General features: G+C 41.8%; 15 protein-coding genes. 7 read left to right on the top strand and 8 right to left on the bottom strand.

The window, feature by feature from the left end:
• The first annotated feature begins 397 nt into the window (after positions 1-397).
• The 3 genes from HWQ23_RS16210 to HWQ23_RS16200 all read left to right on the top strand — a co-directional run bounded on the left by HWQ23_RS16210 (position 398) and on the right by HWQ23_RS16200 (position 4,489).
• Complete coding sequence (locus HWQ23_RS16210) at positions 398-1,435, top strand: aspartate-semialdehyde dehydrogenase (RefSeq protein ID WP_292829928.1); 1,038 nt, start codon at positions 398-400, stop codon at positions 1,433-1,435.
• A gap of 117 nt (positions 1,436-1,552) precedes the next feature.
• Complete coding sequence (gene dapA, locus HWQ23_RS16205; RefSeq protein ID WP_292829927.1) at positions 1,553-2,437, top strand: 4-hydroxy-tetrahydrodipicolinate synthase; 885 nt, start codon at positions 1,553-1,555, stop codon at positions 2,435-2,437.
• A 279-nt stretch (positions 2,438-2,716) separates the two neighbouring features.
• Entirely contained in the window at positions 2,717-4,489 is a 1,773-nt protein-coding gene (locus HWQ23_RS16200; RefSeq protein WP_292829926.1) for a ribonuclease J, read from the top strand.
• Positions 4,490-4,695: 206 nt separating this feature from the next.
• Here HWQ23_RS16200 and HWQ23_RS16195 read toward each other — a convergent pair whose 3' ends face one another.
• On the bottom strand, positions 4,696-4,983 hold the full coding sequence (locus HWQ23_RS16195; RefSeq protein WP_292829924.1) for a hypothetical protein: 288 nt from the start codon (positions 4,981-4,983) through the stop codon (positions 4,696-4,698).
• Positions 4,984-5,510: 527 nt separating this feature from the next.
• On the opposite strand from HWQ23_RS16195, the gene HWQ23_RS16190 reads away from it, so the two are divergent.
• On the top strand, positions 5,511-5,888 hold the full coding sequence (locus tag HWQ23_RS16190; RefSeq protein ID WP_292829922.1) for a Mo-dependent nitrogenase C-terminal domain-containing protein: 378 nt from the start codon (positions 5,511-5,513) through the stop codon (positions 5,886-5,888).
• Positions 5,889-5,998: 110 nt separating this feature from the next.
• Here the strand turns inward: HWQ23_RS16190 and HWQ23_RS16185 are convergent, their stop codons facing one another.
• Positions 5,999-7,891 (bottom strand): caspase family protein, encoded by a 1,893-nt coding sequence (locus HWQ23_RS16185; protein ID WP_292829920.1) that lies wholly within the window; start codon positions 7,889-7,891, stop codon positions 5,999-6,001.
• 199 nt (positions 7,892-8,090) lie between these two features.
• On the opposite strand from HWQ23_RS16185, the gene HWQ23_RS16180 reads away from it, so the two are divergent.
• The 3 genes from HWQ23_RS16180 (at position 8,091) to HWQ23_RS16170 (ending at position 9,832) form a co-directional block, all read left to right on the top strand.
• Positions 8,091-8,582, top strand: a complete 492-nt coding sequence (locus HWQ23_RS16180; protein ID WP_292829918.1) for a hypothetical protein — start codon at positions 8,091-8,093, stop codon at positions 8,580-8,582.
• Positions 8,583-8,766: 184 nt separating this feature from the next.
• A complete protein-coding gene (gene rpmF, locus HWQ23_RS16175; protein WP_094328804.1) occupies positions 8,767-8,940 on the top strand; it encodes a 50S ribosomal protein L32 in 174 nt (57 codons plus the stop codon).
• A 286-nt stretch (positions 8,941-9,226) separates the two neighbouring features.
• A complete protein-coding gene (locus tag HWQ23_RS16170; protein WP_292829916.1) occupies positions 9,227-9,832 on the top strand; it encodes a sulfite oxidase-like oxidoreductase in 606 nt (201 codons plus the stop codon).
• Positions 9,833-10,199: 367 nt separating this feature from the next.
• Here the strand turns inward: HWQ23_RS16170 and HWQ23_RS16165 are convergent, their stop codons facing one another.
• From HWQ23_RS16165 to HWQ23_RS16140, 6 genes are all read right to left on the bottom strand, one after another.
• Positions 10,200-11,582 (bottom strand): aldehyde dehydrogenase, encoded by a 1,383-nt coding sequence (locus tag HWQ23_RS16165; protein ID WP_292829914.1) that lies wholly within the window; start codon positions 11,580-11,582, stop codon positions 10,200-10,202.
• Between the two features lie 188 nt (positions 11,583-11,770).
• Entirely contained in the window at positions 11,771-12,916 is a 1,146-nt protein-coding gene (locus HWQ23_RS16160; RefSeq protein ID WP_292829912.1) for an ATP-binding response regulator, read from the bottom strand.
• A 307-nt stretch (positions 12,917-13,223) separates the two neighbouring features.
• Positions 13,224-14,015 (bottom strand): ABC transporter ATP-binding protein, encoded by a 792-nt coding sequence (locus HWQ23_RS16155; RefSeq protein WP_292829910.1) that lies wholly within the window; start codon positions 14,013-14,015, stop codon positions 13,224-13,226.
• Between the two features lie 264 nt (positions 14,016-14,279).
• The gene (locus tag HWQ23_RS16150) at positions 14,280-15,203 is read right to left on the bottom strand and encodes a branched-chain amino acid ABC transporter permease (RefSeq protein ID WP_292829908.1); all 924 of its coding nucleotides are present in this window, start codon (positions 15,201-15,203) and stop codon (positions 14,280-14,282) included.
• 49 nt (positions 15,204-15,252) lie between these two features.
• Entirely contained in the window at positions 15,253-15,855 is a 603-nt protein-coding gene (locus HWQ23_RS16145) for a Uma2 family endonuclease (protein WP_292829906.1), read from the bottom strand.
• Between the two features lie 289 nt (positions 15,856-16,144).
• Positions 16,145-17,095, bottom strand: coding sequence for a branched-chain amino acid ABC transporter permease (locus HWQ23_RS16140; protein WP_292829904.1), 951 nt, complete (start codon positions 17,093-17,095; stop codon positions 16,145-16,147).
• Positions 17,096-17,101: the final 6 nt, after the last annotated feature.

The following is a 17,101-nucleotide window of genomic DNA, read 5'->3' as shown; positions in this document are numbered from 1 at the left end:
TGCTGTACCAATTTTATGCATTTCGATCCTAGTATATTTATCATCTTGGTAAGCAACTTTGCAGCCAAGAGGTTTGTCAGCCTTATAGGTGGGATGCCTGTTAAACGTCTAAGTGCAGATATCTCCATTTTTCTGGAATAAGGCGGTTTGTTGTATAATAATATATAGTTTAAATCGATGGAAAAATGGGATAGCCATTGTTGTAAAATGCAACATCACTTAACTTAATAAATAGCCAAGAAAATAAATGTATTAGATATATAGAGATCGACTAAATTAGAGAAAAATCTAAACCTGTTCAAAATGTATTTCAAGATTGCGATCGCCATTTAAATATAAGTAAATTGTCAATTGTTCCAAAAAATTGCAGAGAAATCTCTTAAAGGAGGAAGCAAGTTTGTCGAAATCCTATCGTGTAGCTATTTTGGGAGCGACTGGTGCAGTTGGCACAGAGTTGCTGGAATTATTAGAAAGCCGTAATTTTCCTGTTGCTAACCTGAAGTTATTGGCATCAGAGCGGAGTGTAGGGCGATCGCTGCTGTTTAAAGGGGAAAATATACCAGTAGAGGAAGTTGGCGATCGCGCCTTTGAAAATGTCGATATAGTACTAGCTAGTGCAGGTGGTTCCACATCCAAAACTTGGGCAGCAGTTGCAGTCCAAAAGGGTGCAGTGGTAATTGATAACTCCAGTGCCTTTCGGATGAACCCGGAAGTTCCCTTAGTAGTCCCAGAGGTGAATCCACTAGCCGCAGCTAATCACCAAGGCATTATTGCCAACCCCAACTGCACAACAATTTTAATGGCTGTGGCAGTATGGCCATTGCATAAAGTAAAACCAGTGCAACGCATCGTCGCCTCAACCTACCAATCTGCTAGTGGTGCTGGGGCCAGAGCAATGGCAGAAGTCAAAACCCAAACAAGCGCTATACTACAAGGACAGCCGCCAATTGCGGAAATATTGCCTTACCCATTGGCATTTAATTTATTCCCGCATAACTCCCCATTAAACGATTTGGGTTATTGTGAGGAAGAAATGAAAATGGTCAACGAAACCCGAAAAATATTTGGCACGCAGCAAATCAGAATCACTGCAACCTGTATACGGGTTCCCGTACTCCGCGCCCACTCAGAAGCGATTAATTTAGAATTTGAGACTCCCTTTAGTGCGAAGGAAGCCAGAGAAATTTTAAAATCCTCCCCTGGAGTGAAATTGGTCGAAGATTGGGGAACTAATCATTTTCCGATGCCAATTGAAGCAACAGGTAAAGATGAAGTTTTAGTGGGAAGAATTCGTCAGGATATTTCTCATCCTTGTGGGTTGGAATTATGGTTGTGTGGCGACCAAATCCGCAAAGGCGCAGCATTGAATGCAATACAAATCGCGGAGTTATTGGTAGAGAAAAATCTACTCAAACCATTAGCTATTAGTCATTAGTCATTGGTCATTGGTTAACTGACAAATGACTAATGATTGAAAGTAATTTGCAGATAGGTTATTACAATAGAAAACCACCAAGATACAAAAACATGGGTAATCAGGAGTGAAAAAAGGGTGGGAGATTTTGGTAATGTTTTAACCGCGATGATTACGCCGTTTAAAGCAGATGGTAGTGTCAACTATGATGTAGCGGCAGAACTGGCGGCGCATCTAGCTAACAACGGTACAGATACATTGGTGATGTGCGGCACAACAGGAGAATCTCCGACGCTAAGTTGGGATGAGGAATACCAGTTGTTTGTCGAAGTATTGCAGTCCGTGGCAGGAAAAGCTAAGGTAATCGCAGGTTGTGGTTCAAATTCCACCAAAGAAGCGATCGCTGCTACCCAAAAAGCGTCTAAAATAGGAGTACATGGTTCCTTACAAGTTGTTCCTTATTACAACAAACCGCCACAAGCGGGATTGGAAGCGCACTTTCAGGCGATAGCACAAGCGTGCCCCGACCTACCATTGTTGTTATACAATGTCCCCAGTCGTACCGGACAAAACCTTCAGCCAGAAACAGTTGCCCGATTAGCTGAGGTTAGCAATATTGTCGGGATTAAAGAATCCACTGGTAGTATAGATCAGGCAAGCGAAATTCGTCGCTTGACACCAAAAGAATTCCACATCTATTCTGGTGATGATTACATGACTTTGCCCTTGTTAGCGATCGGGGCAAAGGGTGTGGTAAGTGTGGCTTCTCATCTGGTAGGAAACCAACTACAGCAGATGATCCAAGCTTTTAGTGCGGGTAAAATTGAGGTAGCCAGCGAGATTCATCTGCAACTTTTCCCGTTGTTTAAAGCTCTATTTCTGACTTCAAATCCCATTCCAGTGAAAAAAGCACTGAAACTTCAAGGTTGGGAGGTTGGTTCAACTCGTCCGCCGCTATGTGAAGCTGATTTAGAAGTTAGTCAAAAGTTAGAAGCGGTTCTGAAAGAACTTAGTTTAATCTAGCCACCAGCTGGTTAAGCGCTGTTAATTTGCTGCCTTTCTAAAGATACATATAATCAATGGTCATAATTGTTCATAAGTTGCAATTTAAAAATCTGTGCTAGGACTGATAGACATACTATAAATTCTTCAGTGTACAGTCGATTTTATTGAATAAAAAATTGAAATCTTCAATTAAAACTTGATTGCTTTGGGACTGAATTAGAGACAAATGATGTTGTCTTAAATACAAGTTCGTTAACTATCAACTAAATTAACCACAAGTAACAATCTAAGGAGAAAATGGCTAAAAACGAAGCTAATAATTCCGCCTTGAAAATTATTCCTTTGGGCGGTTTGCATGAAATTGGGAAAAATACCTGTCTTTTTGAGTATGATGATGAAATTATTCTGCTAGATGCAGGATTGGCTTTCCCCACAGAGGCGATGCATGGAGTAAATATTGTTCTGCCAGATACGACTTATCTGCGGGAAAATCGCCACAAAATTAAAGGGATGATCGTTACTCACGGTCATGAAGACCATATCGGCGGGATTGCTTTTCATCTCAAGCAATTTGATATCCCCGTGATTTATGGGCCCAGACTAGCAATGGCAATGCTAGAGGGTAAATTGGAAGAAGCAGGAGTGCGCGATCGCACAGAAATCAGAACTGTTCTCCCCCGTGATGTCGTGCGGATTGGCAAAAACTTTTTGGTGGAATATATCCGTAACACCCACTCCATCGCTGATAGTTTCACTGTTGCCATTCATACTCCCCTTGGTGTAGTCATTCACACAGGGGATTTTAAAATTGACCATACCCCAGTGGATGGTGAAAAGTTTGATTTGCAACGCCTAGCAGAACATGGCGAAAAAGGCGTTCTTTGCCTTTTAAGTGATTCCACTAACTCAGAAGTGCCAGGATTTACACCTTCCGAGCGTTCAGTTTATCCCAATCTGGAGAGAGTATTTAGTCAAGCTACTGGGCGATTATTTGTCACTACCTTTGCTTCCAGCGTGCATCGCATCAACATGATTTTGGATATCGCCAAGAAGCAAAACCGTGTAGTGACGATTGTGGGGCGTTCCATGCTGAACTTGATTGCTCATGCCCGCAATTTAGGTTACATCAAGTGTGAAGATAATCTGCTGCAACCATTGCACGCAGTCCGCAATCTACCTGATGAGAGAGTACTAATTTTAACTACAGGTTCTCAGGGTGAAACGATGGCAGCAATGACCCGCATTGCCAACAAAGAACATCCTCACATTAAAATCCGCCAAGGAGATACAGTAGTATTCTCTGCTAACCCAATTCCCGGAAATACGATCGCTGTAGTCAACACCATCGATAAGTTGATGATTCAGGGAGCGAAAGTAGTCTATGGTCGGGATAAAGGGATTCACGTCTCCGGTCACGGCTGTCAGGAAGAACAAAAGCTGATGATTGCCTTAACTCGACCCAAATTCTTTGTGCCATTTCACGGCGAACATCGGATGTTGGTGAAGCACGCAGAAACGGCTCAAAGTATGGGCATTCCCGCAGAAAACATGATCATTATCCAGAATGGTGATATTGTCGAACTGACTGAAGATGCCATCCGCGTCGCTGGTAAAGTGCCATCTGGGATCGAATTGGTGGATACTACTAGTTCGGGTATGGTCAGTGCCAAAGTTTTACAAGAACGGCAACGCATGGCTTCAGAAGGTATTATCACCATTGCAGCTGCCATTGATTGGAATGGTAAACTGTTGGCAAAACCAGAAGTTCACCTCCGGGGTGTAGTTACAAGTGTAGAGCGATCGCTCCTGCAAACCTGGGTAAAACAACGGATTGAAGAAATCCTGACTGTGCGTTGGTCAGAATTTGCTGCTGGGGAAGGTGAAGCAGCAGATATAGACTGGGGTGGATTGCAAGGAACTTTAGAGCGAGAATTGCAACGTTCCATCCGTCGCGAACTGCAATGTCAACCATCTGTGACTTTGTTGATGCAAATTCCTGATGAGCCACCTGTGAAAGTTGCTGATGGCAGAAGACGCCGGACTCGGACTGCTGCTCAGGTAGCATCATAGGGAATTTAACATAAAAATCTCATGCAGATAGAAGTTTGAGCGGTTGAAGCCGCCGCTCAAACTTCGGTAGGCGCAAAGACACAGAATTTTTCTGAACGTCTTTGCGCTTTGGCGTGAGATATAGTCTTTTATTAGTGATTGCGTTCGCCTAAATCTTGCAATGTTAAACTCGGCAGAGCGATCTAAGTTGTTAGGTTGCGATCGCCTCAAGCAACTGCAACCAATATCTCCTCATTTTTCTCAGCTCCTGAAAGATACAAATCTTTCCACCGCTCGAAGTCGTCAAGCTCAGATCCAAAAGCCTCTTGGTGTGTTTCGATAATATCTTCAAGAATTTCATTAATCTCTTCAGGCTCAATCTGAAAAAAGCGGAAAATACCGCAACCATAGGGGAAAAGATAAACTACAAGGATGCTGAGTGCCTTTTCACGTTGAAGGCGTGTGTACAGCGTACTGCAAGGAGGAATTGCGCTGTAGAGTACAGAAACACCCATAAGCAAGTTCAACTCATTTTAACGCTTCAGACTAGATCATTATCATTCTCAAATCGCCACTGCCAACCTAAGTTTTGTGAAATGCAATCGATTCTACTCGATCAAAAATTACTACTTCTACGGCATTCAGCCAGCAATGAACAGGACGCGGCGACGTGCGGAAGGTGGGAATACAGAGAGGAAAAACGCCTACTAGGGTATTACCAATATTTATACTTAGCAAAAATAGTTGTAGAATGACTTTATATTAAGGATTGTAAATGCTACACTAAAACCTACCTAATGACAGATGTCTTTACTAAAATTTAACGTATGTCAAGTTATGAATAAGATCGTAATATTACACTACCGATCCCCAGAAAATTGAGATTAACTTGACGTAGTAACAAATTAAGTTCTGACTTAAGTGGCGATTCAGGTATTACATTATATCGCAGTCAGGACGCGATTCTTCCGGTAAAGGTCGTCGCCACGTTGTATATATTCATCAAAAAGGTGAATAGCCTCAATTATACAGGGGATTAACCATGAAGGTATTCGACATTACCACAAAAAAGATTTTTCTGGCAAGCTGGGTATCAATCAATCAAGCAGAGACTAGTGCTCATAAAATAACCCAGCTAAACCGTCCTGTTTCCAAGCCTTACTGGGATATTCTCCAACCTCTACGGCAGCAGATAGATAGCATTCAAGTCCGCGATCGCCAACTAGCTCACCGCTTGTGCAAACTGATTCCATCTCAGTGTCCCTTTGAGCGAGATGTGAAATTATTTGGGAAAACTCTGTTTCACATTCCGCCCATGTGCAAGCTCAACCCCTTATATGAAGAAGTGGTTAGTTTACGTTTCCGAGCAATGTGCTATCTAGCCGACGATTGTGGCGAAGATGTGTCGCAGTACTGCTGAGTGCTGTTAGCGGTAGCTAGGTACCCCGTGCTGAGGGAAAAATTACGAGTGAGGAGTGATGAGTGAGGAATTAAAAATAAAACTCCTAACTCCCGACTCCCGACTCCTAACTATTTTTTTACTATATTTTTTTGCCATTTTTGGATAGCATCCTGAGCATCTTCGTAAGCGCCTGTCTCTTCTGGCACTAAAGCAGCAGTCGCAATTGCGGCATTACGTTCTCCTTCGGCGGCGCGACGCTTGGCCAAATCTAAAATTTTCTCACTCCAGTTATTGATCGATTTTTGGGCAGTATCGAAGCCCGGTTGACCTGCTGGTACTTTCTTGGCAACTTCGATCGCACGATTGTAGGTAGATGCCTGTCCAGGCTTAATCAAGGCATTAGCTGCATCTAAAAGAGTTGTGTTACTTACATACTGCTTGCCCTCTAGTCGCCACAGGTTAATTGCTGCTTGTGCTTTGGCATAGGGGGCTTCATCTTTGGTGATTAACCGTGCGGCAGCAATAGCGCTACCATACTGTCTTTGCTTGGCACGACCTTCTGCTAAATCTAAAATCATCCGGCTCCAAATCTTAATATTCTCCTGAGCTTGTTCATACAGTGGTTCACCGGGTTTTATTTTCCCGGCTGTAGCGATCGCCAAGCTCAAATCGCTAGCCTGAGTTTGTCTGAGCGACATTTTCGCTAGGTCTAATACTGCTTGATTTTGCTTTTTTGACTCGGAACTAGAGGCTATTTGGGCGCTAGATTGATTGTTGAGTCTAACTGTTGGAGTGCGATCGTTTGCTAAATTTTGGACAGCCTTGGGGTTACTAGCAGTAGCATTGGGTGATCTGCTTGATATTTGCTTAATTCTAAAAGTTTCTTGATTACGGAGAAAAACTACGGCCATTAAACCTGCTACCAGCAAGCTGCCTCCGCCCCATAAGATAAACTGTTTCCAAAAAGGCATACCTGGCTGATTCGCAGGCAATCGAGAGACGTAGTTTTGGGAAGGATTGGGGATAAATCTTCCTCTGGTATTCACCCCTAAAGAAGTTTCTGGCATTGGCTGGGAAACTAAGCCGCCAGATGACTCCTGGACTTTTTGACCCTTAGACTTCTCGACCTTGTGAGCCTTCACCTGTTGGGAGGAGTTCACAGTAGCTTCTGCCCATCTGCCCCGTTCTGGTGAAGTTCTAGGATAATCGTCGAGGGGAGGAGCCGCAAGGGCAACAGCAAAGGATTCTTCCGGATAAATCACCGATTCTGCTTGAAAGTCAGTTTCCATTGCCAATTTTGGCAAGATTACTTGCTGCCTTGATGGGATGATAGTCGCAGGGTTTTGGACAGGATTCCAGTGGTGTTGACATAATTTTGGCATGAGCAGGCTTAGGTAGCTTTCTAAATCTGCCAAGTTGCTGCCATTACCAGAACGCAAAGCTTCTAACAAAGCTGCTGTAAAGAATCCGTGACCTAATTCGCTACTTTCATGGGAAAATTGCTCTGGTTGGCAAGAAAGAATTGTCGCCAGTTGTAGTTCTTGGGCTAGTTCTATTGTTTCTTCGCCAACAGGAGCATCCGCTTGAGTCCCAAAAGCGCGGTTGATATCGAGTAGTAGCAATACATTTAAATCAGCAAGTTGCAGACTTTGCATTAGCGATCGCAATTCTATGCCAGTCTCTTGCACGAGTTCGGGGTTGCCCTCTACTGGCATTAAGTAATCTTTGCCCTTGTAGTTGACTCCATAACCGCTAAAGAAGAACCACAGATAGTCTTCTGGTTGCCAACTTGTCGCTGCCAAATCCTCAAGCAGCAGCAGAATATTCTCCTTCGTCGGATAAGTTGACCTATCCCCAATCGGCGGCGAAGTATCTGTCATCACTAGACAGTGTTTGGGGACAAAACCTGCATCTGTCGCCAAAAATTCCTCTAGTGCCTCAGCATCTGCTTGGGCATAACTTAAAGGTTGAAATAACTGATATTGATTGATGCCAATCGCGATCGCCCAGTAATTTGCCATCCCGCTCTTTGTCAGTTATTGTTTGCTGGTCTTAAAATTGCGGTTGGCTTTGCCCAAAAAACAAAGCTAACCTATGTCTTATAGTCTAGGTGATTCTCATCGAATCTTAAGTTAGAATGTAATTTTTATTACGTTATTTGACCGGAAAATACTTTCACCTAATTTCAATAACAGATCATTACTAAGGAGATAGAAGGTCATGAGCAAGATTTCTGCTCACCTACCATCATCGATCACTCCCTTTTCAGTTATTAGCCAAATTGCCAGAAGAATCCGGATAGTTCCTTTAGTAGTTTTGCTCATATCTACTGTTCCTGCGTGGTTTTTGACGGAAGCGCTCGCACATAAGGTTGTGCGAGCTTACACCGCTAGAGTTGATCTAGCTATTGACCGCCTGCCAGATGAAAACTACGAAACCATTCTCACCAGAGGGGAAGCAGCCGCTAGGGCAGCTGCTCAACGGAGTTTCGACCAAGATATTTTGGTGACAGATGTTTCAATCATTGTGTCCGTACAAAATTATGGATCGATTGCACCAGTTCTGACATTAGAAGTCACTCGTCCACAATGGCGATCGCGCCCTGATGCTCAAAGTTGGGCTACTTACTTCAAAACAGCGCGATCGCTACTTTTCTTTGAAAATAACTCTAATCCAGTTCCAGCAGCTAGCGGTGTGTCAACCCCAAAATAGCGGGTTTAGATTAGATTGACACAGAAGACTTGTGCGTAGCTTACTTAAGGTTGGGTGCGCCGATGTTCCCACTTCAGTCTCAACCGATCCATTCAACTTACTTATTCCTGACTCAACTGTTGTCCTTAGCGTCAGTGGATGGCCTAGAATAAGAAGGTTGTCAAGAATCGCGATATCTGCTGACATGGCTGTTCCTAAGAAGAAAACTTCAAAATCAAAACGAGATAAACGTCGAGCTACCTGGAGGCATAAAGCCGTCGTCGAAGCTCAGAAAGCTCTCTCTTTGGGCAAGTCAATTTTGACTGGACGTTCTACATTTGTCTATCCAGCTGCTGAAGAAGAGGAAGAAGAATCATAATTTCCCAGTCAGGAAAAGCATGAACAGCACCGATAGATTTGATTGGCAATAAATAACCAATCAAACTTCTTACTACTGGATAAACGCTTTTTCTTAGCTTTCCTGATTGGATTATGATGAATAATAGATACTCTACACAAGCTCATTAGAACGAGGAAATTGGTAGTGAGTAATTGGGAACATCCATTACCCATTACCTATGATTAATGAGTAATGATCAAGTAATATAAAGAGTATTTGCAAAAAAGCTTGTAAATATCTTGAGAAAACTTATTTTTCTCCAACTATGCTAGGAAAATTTTTTCAGAAACCAGGGAAAGAAGAAGGCGAACGCGTCCCTCCTGGTCAACACTTAGCTAAAGGTTTCCCCGTCTTAACTTACGGTGCAACTCCCGAAGTCAGCACTGAGGAATGGGAGTTTCGAGTTTGGGGTTTGGCAAAACCTGCTACCTTTAGTTGGTCAGACTTTATGGCGCTACCTCAACACGAATTCACAGCAGACTTCCACTGTGTAACGCGCTGGTCTAAACTGGATGTCAAATGGACTGGCATTAAAGTGGCAGATTTCATCGGTCTGATTGAGCTAGACCCCAAAGTAGCCCACATTATGGAACACTGCTACGGTGGCTACACTACCAATATTTCTATAGAAGATTTTATGCGCGAAGAAAACTTCTTTGCCTTTAAAGTCTTTGGTGAAGCGCTTCCAGCTGAACACGGTGGGCCGATGCGGCTAGTTGTACCCCACCTCTACGCTTGGAAAAGTGCTAAGTGGATTAATGGTTTGGAATTTTTAGCTGGTGAAGAACTTGGTTTTTGGGAGCGCAATGGCTACCATCGCCGTGGTGAACCTTGGGCTGAGGAGCGTTACAGCAACGCTTTTGGGTTGTAATAGTTAGCAGTTTAGAGTAGTCCTGTCAAGGTGAGTTGTAAAATCTTTCTCCTTGTGGTTACTCTGCGTCTGTGTGGTTTATAAGTCAATACGCTTGGGTTAGCGCCAAATACCTTAAATTGTGTAGGTTGGGTTGAGGAACGAAACCCAACATTTCCGGGGCTTTGTTGGGTTGCGCTTTGCTTAACCCAACCTACAATTTTCCACAAAGCCAAGCGTATTGGTTTATAAGTAATTTATTGAACCGCAGAGGCACAGAGAACACAGAGAGAAGAGATTAGAGAGGAATTGATTTTCGAGAATTTTTACCTACTTTGACAGGGGTAGAGTTAGGAGTTTGAAGTTAAAAATTCATAACTCATAACTTTTAACCCAGAAGTTTCTTGATTAGAGGCAATTTGCCCTGATATGGAGCGTATCGCCATTTTAAATCGAGCCAGAATGAGTTTTGCAATACACTTTTGTTATGGGAAAAGGTGTCAAAACTAGCTTTGCCGTGATAGTTGCCAATACCGCTATCTCCCACTCCACCAAACGGTAAAGACGAGACACCAACCTGCATCACTGTGTCGTTAATACAAACTCCGCCAGAGGAGGTTTCCTGCAAAACTCGATTTTGGAGGTTTTTGTTTTGAGAAAATAAGTATAACGCCAAGGGTTTGGGTCTAGAGTTAATCAAAGCGATCGCTTCTGCAATGTCAGTATATTCAATGATGGGTAGAATCGGGCCAAAAATTTCTTCCTGCATTACAGAATCTTCTAAGGAGACATTATCAACCACTGTGGGGGCGATATAACGCTCTGAAGGTTGATTTTCTCCACCGATGATAACTTCAGCATCTTTGAGAAAGTTAACCAACCTATCAAAGTGTTTTTGACTGATAATCCTGGCATAATCAGGACTGTTTGCTGGATTATCGCCATAAAATTCTTTTAGGCATTTTCCCAGCCCATTTATTAAATCTTTTTTGATTGTTTTATTAACTAAAAGATAGTCAGGGGCGATACAAGTTTGCCCAGCATTAATAAATTTTCCCCAAGTAATTCGTCTGATAGTGTGTTCGAGATTAATGTCACTATCTACAATACAAGGACTTTTGCCACCCAATTCTAAAGTAACTGGTGTAAGATATTTTGCTGCTGCTGCCATAATGATTTTGCCGACGGCTGTGCCACCAGTATAAAAGATATGGTCAAACTTTTCTGCCAGTAGTTTTTCGCTTGCTTCCACGCCTCCTTCAACCACTGCAATATAAGCAGGGTCAAAATGTTTGGCAACAATTTTAGCAATGATACCGGAAGTATGAGAAGCAATTTCTGAAGGTTTGATAATTGTACAATTCCCGGCTGCGATCGCACCTACTAACGGTGACATAATTAACTGAAATGGATAGTTCCAAGGGCCAATAATTAAGACAACCCCCAACGGTTCTGGATAAATTCTCGCTGAGTAGGAAAAAAAATCAAAGGAAACGGCTGCTTTTTTGGGCTTAGTCCAGTTTTGAAGATGTTTTATAGCGTAATCAATTTCCTTAATTACGCCGATTTCTGTAAGATAAGTCTCCAATTCTGGTTTATGTAAATCTGCTTGTAATGCCTCCACTATTAACTGTTCATGCTCAATAATTGCTTGCTTGAGATTTTTAAGCTGCTCAATGCGGAAAGTGACATCTTTAGTTTTACCAGTTTGAAAAAACTGACGCTGATTCTGGATAATATCACCAACGTTAGATAAGTCAGTGGCAATCATTGTTTTACCCCATAAAAAACTATTTATTTAATGTTAGCGCTGCGATGTCAGCATATTTTATTTGCCAGATTTTATTATTTGATTTTTTAATTTGAATATTTACTTTAAATTATTGGTAAATAGTAGTAATGTTATAAATTATGAATTATCAGGGTAAATTGTTCCATAATTCATAATTGCTAATCTTCTCATGTTTGGGTGGGTAGAAGAACAATAAATACACTACCTTTGCCCAACTCGGAATTAAGCATAATCATGCCTTGATGTGCCTCGACAATTCGGCGAGCAAGGTAGAGTCCTAAGCCGCTACCAGAACTCTTGTGGCTACCTTGACGAAATCGTTCAAAGATGGTGGCTTGTTCTTCAGGACGGATACCTGGGCCTGTATCCGCTATTTCAATTTTAATGTAGTCAACAGAATTGGATTTTCCTGAGAACTGAGATTGACTACTTTTGTCGAACTTGCTTTGAGAAGTTAAACGAATAGTAACAGACCCAGAATCGGTAAATTTGATCGCATTCCCTAGAAGATTAGTGAATAGACGATGCAATTCTAAGCGATCGCCCATCACTGTGTTTGTGCTTGACTCGGAAGTTTTGTCTAGATTAATGGACAGTGCTTTTTCTTCAGCTAGAGGTGCTAATTCTCCAGTCACCTCCTCTAGCAATTGGCCCAGATTCACTGGTTGAAATGCCAAAGTTTTGCGACCTGCTTCAAAACGATAAACTTCCAATAAGGTATTGACCATAGAAAGCAGGTTGATATTGCTACGCGCCATGATCGCGATTACTTCCTGCATTTGCGCTGATAATGTTCCCAATGCACCTTGCTGAAATAGCATTAACATGCGATCGGCGGCTACTAAGGGAGTGCGTAAATCGTGGGTGAGACGGGAGACAAAATCTTCTCGCTGACGGGCAATTTCATCACGTTCATCCATACTATGCTTCAAACGCAGGAGCGATCGCACTCTTGCCAGCAATTCGTCTACTGTTACAGGTTTGCGGATGAAATCATCAGCACCCAAGTCTAAACCGTGGGCGACGTTGGGCGCATCGTGGGCAGTTATCAGCAAAATGGGGATGTATTGCGGCAATTTCATCTCTCCACGAATATGCTTGGTGACTTCGTACCCATCCATACCTGGCATCATCAGATCCAGCAGAACCAAGTCACAAGGAGAAGCTTTCAATTGTGCCAAGGCGGAAATACCATTTTCTGCGGTGCTAATCGTATAACCTTCTTCCTCCAAAATGGTTTTGATCAAAAATACGTTATCAGGAGAGTCATCAACAACCAGAATTTTGTTAGAGCGAGAAGATTGTGAAGCCATAAAACTGCAAGGTACAGGGTAAAAGTAAATTTTTAGAGTAACGGGTTTATTGCTATAGTCTTTTAGATATTATCCTTAGGTATACTTTATCCGAAGAAAAATTGTTTACCAATAAATTTATAGGACTTACGCAAAATATCTCTCAAACTCTGATTTCTCCGTGTCCTCTGCGCCTCTGCGGTTCGTTATTCCGTAACTCGTGCGTAAGTCCTAAATTTATATAAATGTATTTTAAAAACTACTTTACTTCCCTTTTGAACAGATAGCCACAAGCTAGTTTGGTAATTGTAAGATAGAGAATCAGATATTATTCATTTCCCAAATAAGCTTCAATTACAGCCGGATTATTTCTGACAACTGTTGGTTCACCCAATGCGATCAATTGACCAAAATCTAGCACAGCAATGCGATCGCACAAACCCATAACCAATGGTACATGGTGTTCTATAAGGATGATCGTCAAATTGAAGCGATCGCGAAGGCTGCGAATAAATGCACTGAGTTGCTGCTTTTCGTTGGGGTTCATCCCCGCCGCAGGTTCATCGAGAAGTAAGACTTGCGGTTTTAATGCTAAAGCGCGGGCAATTTCCAACCGACGCTGATCACCGTAGGCAAAGTTTTTGGCTTTTTCGTCAGCGCGATCGCTCAATCCCACCAAATCCAATAACTCTAAAGCTTTTTGCTTAGTTTTAAATTCTTCACTAGGCGCTGGTGGTAATCCCAAAACTCCTGTAATCATATTACTTTTAGTGTGTAAATGTCGGGCAATTATCACATTTTCTAACGCCGATAATTCCCCAAACAAGCGGATATTTTGGAAGGTACGGGCGATACCTAAAGCAGCAATTTCATGAGGACGCAGTTGGTAAATCTCTGCACCTTGATAAATTAATTTACCGCTAGAAGGTGGAATGAAGGCGGTAATCAAATTAAACAGTGTTGTTTTGCCAGCACCATTAGGGCCAATCAATCCAAAAATCTCATGTTTATTTACACTAAAAGATACATTATTTACCGCCACTAGACCACCAAAGCGGCGAGTCAATGCTTTTGCTTCTAAGACAATATTACTGTTAGCTGCTGGAATACTATGTGACATTTTTAGAGCTTGTTTGAAAAGTCTAATTTATTATTAGCCTTGGCGAATATAATTCGCGGCTACACGAGACTTTACCCACCTCCGTGGGTTAAAAACTCTTAATTTTCTCTTAGTCCACGGAGGTGGACTTCTCTGCGAGACGCTGTTCGCGTTCGTTTGTGTAGTGTTGATTTTCTCTTAGTCCACGGAGGTGGACTTCGTTTGTGTAGTAGCGAATTCTATTCGCCTAATACTTTTCAAACATCCTCTTGCATATTATATAGTTCACTTTGGGATTTTGCGTCTTTGGAAAATATCTGGAGTAATTAACCCTTGGGGGAAAAAGATTGTACCTATTACTATTAGCAAGCCAAAAATAATTAATCTCCCATCGCGCAAAAACTCTGCTAACCAATTAGGTAAGCCACCAGTATCAGCGAGGCTTCGCAGAACCTCTGGTAAGGCTGTAAATACTATACCTCCGACTACTGGTCCTAAAAAAGTTCTCGAACCACCAATTAAAACAAAAGTTAAATATATAATACTGGCATCAAAAGTACCTTGGCGAGCATTCCAGGTGTTGAGAAAGTGAGCGCTAATTGCACCTACAACCCCTGCAAGCATAGCCCCTAATGTAAACGCCAAAACTTTGTAATAAGTGGGATTAATTCCCATTGCACCCGCAGCTAATTCATCTTCGCGGATAGCGATAAAAGCCCTACCTACGCGGATGCGTTCTAAACGGTAAAGCAGCACCATACTAATTAATAGTAAGGGTAAAGCAATCCATAAATATTCAAGTTGTGTATGGAAAGGTTGAGGAATGCCAAAAATTCCGACAGCACCGCCTGTAATATCTAGATTGAGGGAGATGACGCGCAGAACTTCCACAAAGGCAATAGTAGCGATCGCTAAATAAATTCCTCGTAATCTCAACGCTGGAATTCCCACTGCTACACCCAAGAAACCAGAAATTGTACCAGCAATTAACATCTCTAATAATAGCAATGGAATGGGATATAAACTACTACTAGATGTAAAAACCTTTGTGGATAAAATTGCTCCAATATATCCACCTAAAGCATAAAATCCTGGACTAGCTAAAGACAATTGCCCTGTCATTAGCGGTAAGTAAAGCGATAACCCTAGTAGCGCCCCCAATACCATAGAGACAATTAAAGAACCGTAAGTAGCGAAAAAATCAGCCATTTTAATACATTTTCATGAAGCTTAATCAAACTATCGCTTTTATCAACTATTAAGCTGTTAATATTTGCTCTGCTGTCAGCGTCAATTCAGGAAAAGTTCGTGACACAATTCGTTCTGAACCTCTAAACTGTGTGCGTTGGTATTTCCCCTCAGCATCTAATAGAAAAACAAATACAGCCGGAACTTTTGGATTTCCTAAATACTCTCTTAGCCCAATTGCTAAATAATCTACAATCCAATATTCTGTAATACCTAAACGTTGGTATTCATCCAATTTATCAATGTAGTCATCTTCCCAATTAGTTGATGTCACTTCTATAGCTAACTGGATGGGTTCTTCAAGTGCAGAGTAAGCAGAACGATTTGAGCGCCATCTATCTTTATCTATGACACTTACATCAGGCTTGCGCCCTTGTTGTATTCCATTGGCAGTTATAGTTTTAAAGACTGCTGTGTTATTAACTACATAATTTAGGTTTTTTCGCCTAATTTCATCATTGAAAGAGTCAGCCGTAAAGCCAGCGACATCATCATGATTTATAGTCGCACGCAGTTCTACAATTTCTCCATCCACAAGTTCATATAAACCTTCCTCTGGACACTGTTCCAAAAACTGATCAAAAGTTAATTTTTGTTTGGTGTATGTTTTCATAGGGCTACGTCTTTCAAGACTATTTCGTTTTTGACATAAACCGCCCAGAAGTTTAGTTCTGGGCTAATATAACAGTCCTAAATCATTTGTGAAAATTCCTGTTGATTCTTCTCTCTGTGTTCTCTGCGCCTCTGTGGTTCGATTAAAAAGTAATTTTCCCCACTCAGATAGGATTATTTAAGGGACTATAACCTTTTCTTAGTCCTCTTTAGACGAATGATTGCTATGAGACTGGTGAATTCATTCTAAGGCGGGCTAGATGAGAATGAAATAGCGCTGGTACGTCACTTTAAACTTTCTGAATAAACCGCCGACCTAGCAAACCTTGGGGTCTAACTAATAGCATGATAAACAAAATTGCAAATGCTACTGCGTCTTTATATCCAGAGAATTCGGCGGGTACAAATGCCTCCACTAATCCAATTACCAACCCTCCCAACACTGCACCGGGAATACTACCTAAACCACCTAAAACAATTACCGCTAAACCCCGCAAACCAAAAGCAATCCCGAAATATGGCCCTGCAATACTAACACTAGATGCGACTAAAGTTCCTGCTAATCCTGCTAAAAAACTGCTGATGAAGAATGTTAAAATGATAAAGCGATCGCTATTAATTCCTAACAAACTAGCTGTAGTTGGATCTTCTGCGATCGCCTGCATTGCTTTACCATATTTAGTTCGATTGATAAAATAGGTAAGAATTGACACAATCACAACCGACACAGTAAAAATTACCACCTGGACGCTGCGAATTGGAATTGGGTTTTCTGGACTCCCAAAGTTAATCGCAGGTGGCAAATTACCGTAAGTATTTGCGGGATATGTGTAACTTTCCGCGCCTACTAAATACTGGATTAAATTCACAATTACCACTGCTACCCCCAAGCTGGAAACAACAGTTAGTAAAGGGTCAGACCCTTGACGGCGCAAAGGTTGAAAAGCAACCCGTTCCATCACTACCCCTACCAATCCCGCCAAGGTACTTCCTAAAATCAAGGATATAGCAAATGGTAATTTTATCGGCAGGACTGCATTAGCCAACAAGCCATTAAATCCAAAGTTACCGCCCATGAGTGCATAAGTGAAATATGCACCCAAGGTAAAAATCGCGCCATGAGCTAAATTAATGATGCCCAAAATAGAATAAACCAAGGTATATCCTAAAGCAAAAATTGCATAGACGCTGCCGATGGATAACCCATTTAATAATTGCTGCAAAAACAGATTTATATTCATCTAGCA

It is taken from the genome of Nostoc sp. JL33 (assembly GCF_017114985.1).
GTDB lineage: Bacteria > Cyanobacteriota > Cyanobacteriia > Cyanobacteriales > Nostocaceae > Nostoc.
This window is presented reverse-complemented; position numbering and strand designations above follow the sequence as displayed.

Bases quoted from the DNA above. Each gene is read 5' to 3' on its own strand.
- HWQ23_RS16200 (WP_292829926.1), top strand. From the start codon at position 2,717: ATGGCTAAAAACGAAGCTAATAATTCCGCCTTGAAAATTATTCCTTTG.
- HWQ23_RS16195 (WP_292829924.1), bottom strand. From the start codon at position 4,983: ATGGGTGTTTCTGTACTCTACAGCGCAATTCCTCCTTGCAGTACGCTG.
- HWQ23_RS16190 (WP_292829922.1), top strand. From the start codon at position 5,511: ATGAAGGTATTCGACATTACCACAAAAAAGATTTTTCTGGCAAGCTGG.
- HWQ23_RS16185 (WP_292829920.1), bottom strand. From the start codon at position 7,891: ATGGCAAATTACTGGGCGATCGCGATTGGCATCAATCAATATCAGTTA.
- HWQ23_RS16180 (WP_292829918.1), top strand. From the start codon at position 8,091: ATGAGCAAGATTTCTGCTCACCTACCATCATCGATCACTCCCTTTTCA.
- rpmF (WP_094328804.1), top strand. From the start codon at position 8,767: ATGGCTGTTCCTAAGAAGAAAACTTCAAAATCAAAACGAGATAAACGT.
- HWQ23_RS16170 (WP_292829916.1), top strand. From the start codon at position 9,227: ATGCTAGGAAAATTTTTTCAGAAACCAGGGAAAGAAGAAGGCGAACGC.
- HWQ23_RS16165 (WP_292829914.1), bottom strand. From the start codon at position 11,582: ATGATTGCCACTGACTTATCTAACGTTGGTGATATTATCCAGAATCAG.
- HWQ23_RS16160 (WP_292829912.1), bottom strand. From the start codon at position 12,916: ATGGCTTCACAATCTTCTCGCTCTAACAAAATTCTGGTTGTTGATGAC.
- HWQ23_RS16155 (WP_292829910.1), bottom strand. From the start codon at position 14,015: ATGTCACATAGTATTCCAGCAGCTAACAGTAATATTGTCTTAGAAGCA.
- HWQ23_RS16150 (WP_292829908.1), bottom strand. From the start codon at position 15,203: ATGGCTGATTTTTTCGCTACTTACGGTTCTTTAATTGTCTCTATGGTA.
- HWQ23_RS16145 (WP_292829906.1), bottom strand. From the start codon at position 15,855: ATGAAAACATACACCAAACAAAAATTAACTTTTGATCAGTTTTTGGAA.
- HWQ23_RS16140 (WP_292829904.1), bottom strand. From the start codon at position 17,095: ATGAATATAAATCTGTTTTTGCAGCAATTATTAAATGGGTTATCCATC.